This window comes from Chitinophaga pendula (genome assembly GCF_020386615.1).
GTDB classification, from domain to species: Bacteria; Bacteroidota; Bacteroidia; order Chitinophagales; family Chitinophagaceae; genus Chitinophaga; species Chitinophaga pendula.
Genome location: NZ_CP077769.1, coordinates 1,394,912 through 1,407,633 on the forward strand (window position 1 = coordinate 1,394,912; position 12,722 = coordinate 1,407,633).

Sequence of the window (12,722 nt, forward strand, 5' to 3'; positions counted from 1 at the left end):
TATCAGATAAAAGAGCACATATGAAAAAAGCGGTATTAGGTGTTATACTGTTTATCCCTTTATTATCATTTGCACAGCTGGCAGATAGTGTACGCAGGGTAGTGCGGCTGCAGGGGACTGTTAATTTCCGGGATGCGGGCGGCTATCAGACTGCTGATGGCCGGCAGGTAACGTGGGATAGAGTATACCGTTCGGCGGATATCAGTCATCTGACGGATGAAGACCTGGAGATATTAAAGCAGCGGCATATTGCCAGTGTGATCGATTTCAGGGGCGTAAGAGAGTCGGCGGTGGCTCCGGACCGGCTGCCTGCGGGCGTACGTTACCTGTTATGCCCGGCGGGTAGCGACAGTTTACCTGATCCTGCGCAGATGGCGGCCTTGATAAAACAAGGGCAATTTATGGAGCAGTTCTATAGCAACATTAAGCCCTTAGGGGCGAGGTACCGGCCGCTGTTCCAGCAGCTATTGGCGATGCCGGAGCGGGAAGCGGTATTGTTCCATTGCACGGGCGGACGTGACCGCACCGGCATGGCCAATGCTTTGTTCCTATATGCACTGGGAGTGCCGCTTACTACTATTGAAGCGGATTTCACTGCCAGCAATACCTATTTACAACCGATGTATGGAAAAATGTTCAAGGGGATGTCGCAGGCTACCGGGTTAGATACCGATACGATCCGCCAGGCACTGGAACTAAGACCTGAATGGTTGCAGCGTATGTTTGCGGCTATCAAACTACAATACGGGAGCATCGAACGGTTCTTTGCACTTGAACTGGGAGTAGGTCCGGATGAAATAGCGCTATTACGGAAGAAATATACTCACTAGGATCGCCATTTACATACGATCGTAATAAAAAGGGATACCAAACGGTATCTCTTTTATTATGTACTTTGCAGTCTGATGTAGCAGACTATCTTTTCTATGTTTTAAACGGTTGACCTATATGACGAGTAAGCATGCCGAGTATGAGAAAATGCCTAAGCGCCTGAAAGGGCTTAATTTATCGGAGAAAGACCAGCATCATCTGAACAAATTGAAGTGGGTGGTTACAGAGAAAGTACATGGAGCTAACTTCAGCTTCGTATACGAAGACCGTCGCTTGTTATATGCCAAACGTAAAGAATATCTGAGCTGGCAGGATGATTTTTTCGGTTTCCAGGTGGTGGCAGCTCAGTTGGAAGATCGGTTGATCCGCCTGTTTGAGCAACTGCACCACGATATCCCTGGCCAGCGATATATCATATACGGAGAGCTTTTTGGAGGAGCTTACCCGCATCCGGATGTAGTCCCAGACCCGTATGTACAGGCTATTCAGACGGGTGTTTACTATAGCCCGGCTGTCCGTTTTTGTGCTTTCGATATTGCTGTGGAGTGGGCAGGGATAAAGCAGTATATTGATTACGATAAGGCGTTATCCTATTTTGAGCGCTTCGATATCTTTTATGCGAAGGTGCTATTTTCGGGAAAATGGAATGAAGCGTTACAGTTCGATACCAGAATTGATTCCATGATCCCCGGGCATTTCGGCCTGCCGGTACTTAACCCTAATCTCATCGAGGGTATTGTCGTGAAACCCCTGAGTCATTCGGGCTTGCCTGCTCCGGCAGTACGGCCAATTATCAAGATCAAGAACCCGGAGTTCGATGAGGAAAAGAAATTCCATGAAGCGGAGAAATGGTCCTTTATACCGGATGTTATTTCATTGTCGGAGGAGTTATCGTTCCTGGTAGAAGAAATGAGTAATTATATTACTGATAACCGGCTAAACAGTGTATTGTCGAAGATCGGGCGACTGGACGAGGCCAATGAAAAGCGGATGTCGGAGATAAAAGCCGAATTCCTGGAAGATGTATATGTAGACTTTAACCTTGATAATAATGATATCCTGGGTGAGTTGGAAGAGCGGAACCTGCAGTGGGTGAGAGACCGGATAGCGGCGCGTATTGAGGCGTTTATTACTAGTGGTAATGGTTAGTGAGTTAAATCACCAGGGTATTGTATTACTGAAATACTATTATTATTTTGTACGGCCGATCTCCTGAAGGAGCATTCGTGAAGTGGTGAAACATTGCCAGGTGCCACTTCATGAGCGTCAAAGGTGCTGTCATACTAATTATTCTACGTTTTATCTGGCAGATGTACACTTATAATTTGAAATCTATCAACCAGAATATGTTCTGATAAGAACCATCGAATAAACATACAAGCATAGAATGGATTGGATGGTTTTTTCAGGTGATCTGTTTTATGGAGGGCACTTCTAAATATGACTGTTGCATTAACAATTATTCCACGTTTCGTTCAGTAAGTGTCATCCTGTCACCTAATAATCAAGAAATAACAATCTGTTCAGCTACGCGTAACAGTCTGATAACAATCGATTGCTTGCTTTGCACACTTTTTCACATTAACTGATCAAAAGAGTTTCATGAACCAAATCTACTTGAAAAAGCGAAACCTCGCGCTGGTATTCGCTTTTTTGCCTTTATGCGACGCAATTCCCCTGGTTGCTCATGCAGGGGCCTTACCCATACCAACTGCTGGGTATGCGGTAATGCAGCAAAAGACAATTACAGGTACTGTACGGGATGCTATTAGTGGTGAACCTCTTATCGGCGCTACCGTGGGCGTCAAGGGAATTTTAAAGACCACCAGTACTGATGGAAAGGGAAACTTCTCCATTTCAGTTCCTGAAAATGTAACTACACTGGTAGTTAGTTTTGTGGGCTTTGTAACACAGGAAGTGCCGCTCGACGGCAAACCGTTGACCGTATTGCTCCGTGCTTCTTCTACAGACCTTTCCCAGGTAGTGGTAGTAGGTTACGGTACGCAGCGGAAAAAGGATGTTACCGGTGCTGTAAAGACGCTGAAGTCATCAGAGTTTAACAAGGGTATTGTGAATTCACCACAGGAGTTACTGCAAGGTAAAGTGTCTGGTGTGAATGTAACAGCTGTGAGTGGCGAGCCGGGAGGTACGCAAGGTATTACCGTTCGTGGTCCCGGAGGTATCCGTACCGGTAGTACACCGTTATTTGTAATTGATGGATTGCCATTAGACAATGCGAGCACCGGCGGTGGAGATCCACTGACGACCATCAATCCGCAGGACATCGAATCAATGGATGTACTGAAAGACGCTTCTGCTACTGCCATCTATGGTGCCCGTGGTGCCAACGGTGTAATACTGATCACTACTAAAAAAGGGAAGGCCGGCGCTTCTACACTGCAATTCTCCTCTAGTGTGGGTGTGTCAAAAGTTTCCAAAGAGCTGCCGGTATTATCTGCTGACGAATTCCGTAAGGAAGTGGTAAAAGTAGGCGGTACACTGGATGATAAGGGGGGGAATACCAACTGGCAGAAGGAAATATTCCGGACGGCCCTTACTCAGAACCATAATCTGGCACTGAGCGGTGGTTCCAATAAGCTGACTTACTATGCGTCTTTCGGCATGCAGAAGCAGCAAGGCATCATTAAGAATAACGAAATGAACCGTTATTCCGGTCGCTTCAACGCTACACAGAAATTCTGGGATAACGATCGTCTCGTAATAGATGTGAATCTGGGCATCAGCAATACCAAAAATCTTCGTCCGCCGGTTAGCTCTATTATTGGTAGTGCGTTGTCAAACAATCCTACGTATTCAGCATATGGACCGGATGGGAAATGGGCTTCTTACCAAGGTCTCACCAACCCATTGATGTATTTTGATAATGATTATGACCTGGGTAACATTACCCGTATTACCGGTAATATCTCTCCTTCCCTCCGCATCATCAAAGGGCTGGTATATAAGCTCAACTTTGGTATTGACAATTCTAACAGTAACAGGGATATCGTTTCCAAAGCTACAGCTGTACCACAGAGAGATGGCCGCCTGGAGACCTGGAACAACTATAATCGCAATACCCTCATTGAGAACTACCTGACTTATAACATTGAAAAAGGTGGACATAACGTGTCTGCGTTGGTAGGACATTCCTACCAGAAGTTGTTTATCCAGGGTAGAAATACCAGCATTAACAAATTTGCGGTGGGAACGATCGATCCGATCTATAATCCGGGAGTAGGACAGGAGTTAACGCTTTTAGGTAATATGCCAGGTGGTTTTGCGGAGATCAACGAATTACAATCTTTCTTTGGCAGGGTTACCTACCAGTATCGGGATAAATACCTGGCTACCGCCAACTTCAGGATGGATGGTTCTTCCAAATTCGGAAGTAATAATAAGTATGGGTACTTCCCATCTTTCTCACTTGGATGGCGCGTTTCAGAAGAGCCTTTCCTAAAAGGATCTACACTGCTTAGCAACCTGAAACTGCGTGCTGGTTGGGGACAAACCGGTAACCAGGAAATCCCAGCCAAGATCACACAACCGTTTTATACTTCTCAAATAGGCGGTGGTATTGGTTATCCGTTGTATCCCAGTGGCCCTGCTATCCCAGGTACGGTTTACAAACGCCTGGCCAACCCAGATATTCAGTGGGAGGTTTCCAAACAAGTGGATCTGGGTGTAGACTTTTCGTTGTTCAACGGTGCATTGTCTGGTACTGTAGATTATTTCCGGAAAGTGTCCAGCAATATGCTTTTGAATGTTGTAGCTGCTGACCCGGTATCTCCAACGTCTACTTATTGGACGAATGTCAAGAATATGAATATTGTTAATTATGGAATAGAGATCGACTTGGATTATCATAAAACATTCTCTTCGGGCCTTAGCTTTAATATAGGAGGTAACATTACTTTCCTAAATAACAAAGTGCAGAATTCTCCATTTAAAGTAATTCCATCCGGTTCAGCTACCGGTGCTGGGCTTACCTCTACTACAATTAATGGTTACGTGAATGGACAGCCTATTGGTACCTTTTTCCTCAAAGAATGGAAGGGATTTGACGCCAATGGAGTGAGTATTTATGGAGATACGAACAAGGATGGTATTGTAAGTGACGAGGATCGTATTGCTGCGGGTACTGCATTACCTAATAAGATGTATAGCTTTTTTGGTAGTGTTAATTATAAAGGATTTGATCTGACCGTTAATTTTAACGGTGTAGCAGGCAATAAAATATATGATAACACTACTAATGCGGCCTTCTCCAAATTGCAGCTGTTTAAAAGTCAGAACGTAACGCCAGAGGCGCTTCAATATCCGCAGGAGGCAACTAATAATCCGGCGCCGGTAAGCACCCGATATTTGAAGGATGGCGCCTTCTTACGTCTTAACAACTTAACGCTGGGGTACAATTTTAATACCCGTGCATTAGGTCTTAATAACTATATCAGCAACCTGCGTCTTTCTGTGACCGGTCAGAATCTTTTTGTGATCACCAAGTATAATGGGTATGATCCGGAGGTGAATACAGACAAACAGGTCGAAGGCGTGTATTCGTACGGTATTGACTACATGAGCTATCCTAAAGCCAGGTCTATCGTATTTGGTTTAAATGTTTCATTCTAAGCATTCAAGTAAACAACATGAAAAAGATTCAATTATATATACTGATCTTATTGGCAGGTGTGGCTGTTGCCGGTGGATGTACCAAACTGAAAGAGGACGTACTGGATGAAGTTCTCATTTCACGGCAATCAGAAAAGGAAGTAGCAGAAGGATTGATGGTAGGGGCTTATACCAACCTGCCTGATATTTGGTTACATACTAACTATTTTGCCCTGCAGGAAATATCTACGGATGAAGCCATTCTCCCATACCGCGGGGGCAAAGACTGGGGAGATAATGGTATTTATCTCTCTTTACATAAACATGAAACGACCAGTAGCGATCCTAACGTTCGTAATACCTGGAATAATATCATGCAGGGTGCCTCGCGTGCCTTTACTGCTATCGAGGTATTAAAGAACAACAAAGATGCAAATGCACCACTTTTCCTGGCAGAAGCAAGAGGGATGGTGGCTTACTACTCTATGTTGTCGTTAGACCTGTTCGGGATCGTTTTTGTAAAAGAGAACCCACAACAGGTATCCAAGATATTGCGTGGTGCTGCAGCGGTAGAACATATTAAATCAGAATTGCTGGCGATCGAACCTATAGTAACAGTTAATGCTGGCCCGGGTCGTATCACCAAAGGTGCTGTATGGGGTTTACTGGCACGTCTATACCTGAACGCAGCGGTTTATAATGACCGTTATGCCGCTACTTTCAATTTTAAGAAAGAAGATATGGATAAAGTGGTGGAATATTGCGATAAGATCATTTCCAGTGGTCAGTACAGCCTTTCTCCTGAATACTTTGCCATCTTTGATGATGCTAACCATACCAACAAAGAGTTGATCTTTGCAGTAGATCAACGCGCCAACCTGAATGGCCACAACCGTATGGCCTATTTCTCTCTCTCCGGCGACATGTTCCCATTGCCAGCTTATCCAGGTGCGAATGGTACGGATGGACCTGCCATCACCCCCGATTTTTACCGCACATGGGCCAATGCTACTGCACCGCTTGATCCTGCACAGGCTGATTCCCGGTTTTTCAAACAAAACCTGTCTATCTACACCAATCCGGGCGATTCCTGCGTAGAGGCATCCCGCTTCAACATTAATCGTGGTATCCTTCGTGGACAGCAATATGGCCTTGTGCGTAATAAGGATAATGTATTTTTGAAGTGTGATGGCGGAGAGATGAAGGTGCGTAAATTGTTTCATGATACGCGTAGCAGGCCTGAGCTACCAGTTAACTTTACCGAACAAGTGGATTTTACTGCAGCAGGCAGTGACTACAATACCGGCTACCGTGTGTCTAAGTATGAATTCAGTAAAACTTCTGTAAGCGGAAGGAACTTCGGCGAACATGACATCGTAATAGTTCGTTATGCAGACGCATTCCTGATGAGGGCAGAAGCAAAACTCAGAAGGGGAGAGGGGCCGGCAGCAGCACTCGCAGATGTAAATACTGTACGTACTTCCAGGACAGCCCGTAACACGGCCACTCCGCTGGCAACTATCGACCTCGATCTGCTGTTGCGTGAGCGTGGCTTTGAGTTCTACTGGGAAGCACAACGTCGTACTGATCTGATACGTTTCGGTAAGTATGAGTCTTCCTGGACAGAGAAGAATAATACTGACAAGAATAAACGCATCTTCCCAATCCCGCAAACGCAGATGGACGGGTCCAGCGTATTGATCGGTTATCTGACCCAGAATCCCGGTTACTAATCGATTTTAATAATACTTCGAACAGCGCTCAGTGGCCTGCAGGCTACTGAGCGCTATCTTTTTAAAGCGTTATGCCAGTGGGGACAAGCGTCTTTTTGCTTTGAGGAGCAGCAGAAATGATAGGATGGCAAGTACGGATTCTATCACTAGCCAATTCAATATAAAGGCGCTTGGTTTGCCCTCCGTAAGTATGCTATAGAGCCTTCCGGCAACAAAGCCGCTGCAATACAGGAAAACCAGCGTCAGGGCTTCTCTTTGCATTTTAAAAGCCCCATAAAGGAGAAAGATGGCGAATGCCAGGTTCACACCACCGTAGTAGGCTCTTATGGAATTCCTGGCACTTATGTTGTCCAGTTGCACGGAGACGAGGTCCATGATCGATTGTGGATTGAGAATTGCCTGTACAGCAATATTCAGGAACGCAATACCTGTCAGGCTTAAAAATACCTTTGTAATAGTTTGGATTTTCATCTTCAATATAAGTTTAATCTCTATTCAAAACTATCAATGGTATTTGTCGTAAATCTTGTTTTATAACAAGATTTTTTTAATTTTCATATTGTAAGAAAGTTCAACCAAAGGCTAAATTTCCTTCATTGCCAGGCATAAATATCCGTGAAAGAGGGGCTTTGAGACCTGTTTTGTCGCAAATCCACCCCATGAAAGTCCTGTTTGCACAGGAAGCAGAATGATTCCCGGGATTATCTTTGTGTCGTCAGTTTGAAAGTATTCACTGTCATTAACAACAATCAACTTTATAATAATAACTCTTGTCAAAAAAAACGCTATGAAAAAGAAAGTGCTATTTGTTATCAGTCTCTTATTCGGTTTAATGTTTATTAATGCCGGTCTCAACAAATTCTTAAACTACATGCCGGTGCCCAAGGATATGCCTGAGAGCATGATGAAGCTAATGGGGGCAATCAGTCAGATAACCTGGTTAATACCATTGGTTGGAATAGTGGAGATCGTAGGTGGTATTCTGTTTATCACGAACCGATACAGGGCATTAGGTGCAATCATTATATTTCCGGTAATGATAGGGATCCTTTTGATCAATATTAACTCAGCACCTTCCGGGTTACCCATAGCGTTGACTTTATTTGCAATCAATCTCTGGGTGATCTTTGAAAACCGCGAAAAGTATATGCCGCTTGTAAGATAAGATAGTACTTACGCATTCCTGATATAAAGAACGACTTGCTTTAAGCAGGTCGTTTTTTTTAGGAGAAGTAGCGGGATACTGGACCCTTTATACATGTGTAATAAACTCCTACGGAACTGGCCCTTATTTATTTTAAATTGTGAAAATTTATCTTTTTAATATATATTTATGTACGTATTACAAGGAAGTAGATTGTCAGTTCGATAAATATCCCTCAATATCCAGATAGGCTTTTATTATCCCATTATACAATTGTTAAAACCAAAACTCCGCCCGCTATGAAAACAAGAAATACGTTTGCCTATACTTTATTTACGTTATCCGTTATAGTTGTAGTTGCATATAATTGCGCAAGTAATAATCAGTCCAAAGCCCCCAAAACCAAAACTGATCAGGAGATAGCTTACACAGATAGTGCTTTTCTGAATCATCGGGATTCAATCCCTTCCAAGCAGCAGTATGATCATCCGTTATTCGTACTTAGCCATGATTATCCGAGAGAAGCAAAGACAGTAGTAGATCCTCCCTGGCAAAAAGCATTGAAAGGAAAACCTATCTCTGCCTTAAATGTGTTTGCTTATATGGACTCTCTGAAGAGTTATATCGCACCTGGAATATTACCATTTTTTAACAATAATACAAACTGGACTGCAGCTAAATACGGCTGGTTTCATGAACCCTGGCTGGGATTGGAGAGGGAGGCCATTCTAGGTACTTACCAGGGAAATCCTAATCCTGCCGGGATGTTTTCGACCTTACATGAAAACGAAGCGGGTTATGTGCTAGTGTTGTATGATTCGACGGCAGGATATACCGTCGGTCAGATATGGGGAGAAACAGGGCAGAAAGTGAATCTATTGAACGATGCTACTCAGTTTAAAGAAGGAAGCGTAGTTGTAAAACTGGCTTTTTCGAATATAAATTATCCGCAATGGTCGGTAATGAATGGCGCGCAAACCTTTAGTATATATGATACAGTACCTACCACAGCTGATCGCAAAACGGGCTACCAGATGCGTAAAGTTAGTTTCTTCCAGATGGATGTAGTGGTAAAAGACAGCAAAACAGCTCCTAAGACAGGCTGGGTATACTCTACCTTTGTATATGATAAGGATGCTAAAGGCACTTTTTGGCAGAAGATGGTCCCATTGGGGGCCATGTGGGGGAACGATCCGGACGTAAACAGCCCGACCGCGCCTCCCTATCCTCCATTAAAAGAGACCGTCATCAATAGTAAAGCACCTTACTATAGTAAGGAGACGCTGGGGTGGGGTGGAAGATTGAGTGGACCGAATGACGGTGCAGTAGTACAGGCTGCCTTTGATATGAAGACGGATTCAGTATACAAGAATCTGCCTATCTCTTCCTGTATGAGTTGTCATAGCCCCGCACAGGACCAATTTAAGTCTTTCCTGTTACCAGGAAAGTTTACTGCAAAAGGGCTAGTTGTCTATCCTCCTGGCGGCCCGGAATGGATGCGCTGGTTTAGGGACGATTATGGCAATGTGCCATTTGATTCCGGATAAGTAGCCATGGATTACGATATGGTAATGGCATTTAAGTCGGTACCCGCTTTTAATAAAGCCAAATCATCCGGACAGAATAAACTGGCGACAAGTAATGTGCAGGATTTCACGCAGTTTAGACATTTTAATCTGAAGAATCAGATCCGTCATTGATGGCTTTTAATTGAATAAAAATACGCTATATAAAAGCCCGTATGGCCATCAGGCTATACGGGCTTTGGCTTATAAAGAATGGCTAATATACCTTACGTATGTCCAGGGAAGCGTTAGGAACAATGTCTACGGAATGCCCTTCGAGATCGATATAACCATGTGTCTGACGATAGTGCTTCAGTATGATCATATAAGCCCGGCCGGAAGTAACCGGTAAATCTGTTCTGGCTATAACCTGCAGGGTATCTCCGCCATTAAACACCCTCAGCTTTAATATGCTGTCGGCAGGTAATCGGTAATTGATGATAGGTGATACCTTGCGATAGGGAATATTCTGCATCCCCTCCAATAAGTTATTGCCGATCCGCATATTGATTGAATCCGCATCGGGACAAAGTTGTATCAATTGTAAGCTGATGTAACCTTCAGCAGGAGCATTGTCATATTCTACCATTGACGAGTGAAATGTTCCCAGGCTGTCAGATATGAAATAGGTCGACATACGATCTTTGATAACGTTCAAAGGGAATGTCAGTAAACTATTGCTATTGGTACTGTTAAGATATACCTTACCGGTATAATGCCCCGGTGTATAGTGATCAAATACAGTCCATGGTACCTCATAACGCCAGTTGATGGCAGGAAAGTCAAGTCGACAACCACTAGCAGGGGAGAAAATAGGTGTACTGCTGCCTTTCAATAGTGGTGTTTGACTCAAATCTCCGGTAATTGGTAACACGATGCTACGTTGGTTGCCGGAAGAGGGAAGATAACTATTTAGCGTATAAGACGCATTATAAAGACTAAGTCCACCATATACCGTATCTGTTGTGTCATATTTTATTTTGCTACACGCGGTTATAATCAGTAGCACAAAGAATACCAGAATAGAGAAACGCATGACTATAAATTATTTTAAGGTTTTCTGATGGTATATATTTCTAACGGTAGCGGCATACCTGTGTTGATATTCTCGCTGGTACTAATGAAATACAGGTTATTCCTTCTATCAGTGCCAATAAAAGTGTTTTTTCCTGCCAGGCCTCTTCGGATAGGATCAAAGTTGACCCATTTGGCAGGTCCTGTTGTTTTATTCTGATTGGGAACATCTCCACTGGTTAATCCGATCTCTGTGCCTGCATAGGTATAAGCATTCTTCTTCGTGAAATTGATGCCTAGCATAGATCTGCCTGGATAACCGTATCCTCCTGGGAAAAAAATGGCATTACCATTAGATAGTACATAGAAATTCAAAAAGTTCGCTTGCTGTAGCGTGATATTAGGTTCGTGTCGCCCGGTAGCGCTACTGCTATCTACAGACGAAAAACTGAAATCATAGCCCGGTTTTCCCCTCGTATCACTTTCAAAGTCTTCGATCGAGATTACATTCAACTGCCCTTGTGTTGTATTCATCTCATACAGAGATTTCCCATCCGCACTAAACTGTTGACCAGTATAATAGAATATAGCGGGACCAGGTACAGGTATGTCCGGATTGGGTCTGGCCAGTGATTTCAGTACTCCGTTGCGGATGCGGACAAAATTGTTCGTACCACTGGAAATATTACCATCCTGATACCAATACATTGCCAGGAGGGAATCTCTTGCTGCATAGTATTCAGGTTTTTTAAACATGGGAAACCTGGGATCATCTGCCAAAGGGCTTTTAGGCGTTATCCTGGTTAGATAACTTAGATTAGTACCTATCAGGCTTCCGTCCGGTAATATGGCCATTTTTCCCAGCGTCAGTTTGACCGTACTCAAGTTCCCTTCCGCTGGTAAATAGTTGACCGACGGATTATATAAGGGTGTTTTCAGGTCCTTATCCCTTGGGTATTGCGCAGCGGTTTTCATATAGGTCGACCGGTTCAATACTGCTATCGCCCCCGAAATGGGATCCATTTTACAAAGTCGGGTAATATAATACAGTTTATTATCAGGAGAGTCTTCCGTTGTTGAAGCAGAAAAGTAGATCAGCGTTTCATCCAGGTCAATGGTAAAACCTACGATACCTTGTATTGTAAATGGGCTACCGTTGACTGGTGTGATACGAGCACCTTTAGGCAGGAACTTTTGTGTAACACTACGACTCATTTTGAATATACCCCCCTGCTGGTTATAGAACCATACATTGCCGGCATTGGTGACAGTACCATCTATCCATAATGGCGCACCGGCGTAACTATCGATGTCCGCCGGGAACCATTCACCTACTTTATCTACTATGAGGGTGGTATCTGTAGCTCCTGGTATGTCGGAGAACTGTTGGATCCGGATGCCTGGAGCGCTGATATCTATACCATTTACATTAATTATCACCGGCACATTGTTCCCCGTTTGAAGTCCCTTAGTAATTTTTACTTTCATGTAGTCAATATTCGTCCATAAGGTATCTTTTGTGCTGGTATTTCTTAACCGTAGGTGTTGTTGACCGAATACGGGTACGATGCTGTCTCCTATCTTTACAACACGTTTTCCGTTCGGACCGCCAAGTATCCCCGCGATAGTGAGGGTGTCGCCGGGAACAAAGGCTTTGTCGGTACCATTGTATCCATAAATTAGAAAGGATCCATCCTCCTTGTATAAAACGGCAGAAGTAATTACAGAATAAACAGATTGGAGAAAGTCATAGTTCTTCTCTACCTTTCGACAGGCAGTTATGCAGAAAATGGCGAAAAGTAATAGATATAATAACCGGTTCATGAT

Annotated in this window: 9 protein-coding genes; 6 read left to right on the forward strand and 3 right to left on the reverse strand. The window is 43.8% G+C overall.

The window, feature by feature from the left end:
- Nucleotides 1–20 precede the first annotated feature (20 nt).
- The 4 genes from KTO58_RS05750 to KTO58_RS05765 all read left to right on the forward strand — a co-directional run bounded on the left by KTO58_RS05750 (nucleotide 21) and on the right by KTO58_RS05765 (nucleotide 7,172).
- Nucleotides 21–830, forward strand: coding sequence for a tyrosine-protein phosphatase (locus KTO58_RS05750; RefSeq protein WP_095840308.1), 810 nt, complete (start codon nucleotides 21–23; stop codon nucleotides 828–830).
- Nucleotides 831–948: 118 nt separating this feature from the next.
- Nucleotides 949–1,980 (forward strand): RNA ligase family protein, encoded by a 1,032-nt coding sequence (locus KTO58_RS05755; RefSeq protein WP_095840307.1) that lies wholly within the window; start codon nucleotides 949–951, stop codon nucleotides 1,978–1,980.
- Nucleotides 1,981–2,433: 453 nt separating this feature from the next.
- Nucleotides 2,434–5,460 (forward strand): SusC/RagA family TonB-linked outer membrane protein, encoded by a 3,027-nt coding sequence (locus KTO58_RS05760; protein ID WP_095840306.1) that lies wholly within the window; start codon nucleotides 2,434–2,436, stop codon nucleotides 5,458–5,460.
- A gap of 17 nt (nucleotides 5,461–5,477) precedes the next feature.
- A complete protein-coding gene (locus KTO58_RS05765) occupies nucleotides 5,478–7,172 on the forward strand; it encodes a RagB/SusD family nutrient uptake outer membrane protein (protein WP_095840305.1) in 1,695 nt (564 codons plus the stop codon).
- Nucleotides 7,173–7,241: 69 nt separating this feature from the next.
- Here KTO58_RS05765 and KTO58_RS05770 read toward each other — a convergent pair whose 3' ends face one another.
- Complete coding sequence (locus KTO58_RS05770) at nucleotides 7,242–7,643, reverse strand: DUF4345 domain-containing protein (protein WP_095840304.1); 402 nt, start codon at nucleotides 7,641–7,643, stop codon at nucleotides 7,242–7,244.
- A gap of 316 nt (nucleotides 7,644–7,959) precedes the next feature.
- Here KTO58_RS05770 and KTO58_RS05775 point away from each other — a divergent pair, with 316 nt between their 5' ends.
- Complete coding sequence (locus KTO58_RS05775) at nucleotides 7,960–8,337, forward strand: DoxX family protein (RefSeq protein WP_095840302.1); 378 nt, start codon at nucleotides 7,960–7,962, stop codon at nucleotides 8,335–8,337.
- Between the two features lie 278 nt (nucleotides 8,338–8,615).
- Nucleotides 8,616–9,863, forward strand: a complete 1,248-nt coding sequence (locus KTO58_RS05780) for a hypothetical protein (protein ID WP_095840301.1) — start codon at nucleotides 8,616–8,618, stop codon at nucleotides 9,861–9,863.
- Nucleotides 9,864–10,098: 235 nt separating this feature from the next.
- Here the strand turns inward: KTO58_RS05780 and KTO58_RS05785 are convergent, their stop codons facing one another.
- Both KTO58_RS05785 and KTO58_RS05790 read right to left on the reverse strand, forming a co-directional pair.
- Nucleotides 10,099–10,917 (reverse strand): hypothetical protein, encoded by an 819-nt coding sequence (locus KTO58_RS05785; RefSeq protein ID WP_095840300.1) that lies wholly within the window; start codon nucleotides 10,915–10,917, stop codon nucleotides 10,099–10,101.
- A gap of 14 nt (nucleotides 10,918–10,931) precedes the next feature.
- Nucleotides 10,932–12,719, reverse strand: coding sequence for a hypothetical protein (locus tag KTO58_RS05790; protein WP_095840299.1), 1,788 nt, complete (start codon nucleotides 12,717–12,719; stop codon nucleotides 10,932–10,934).
- Nucleotides 12,720–12,722 lie beyond the last annotated feature (3 nt).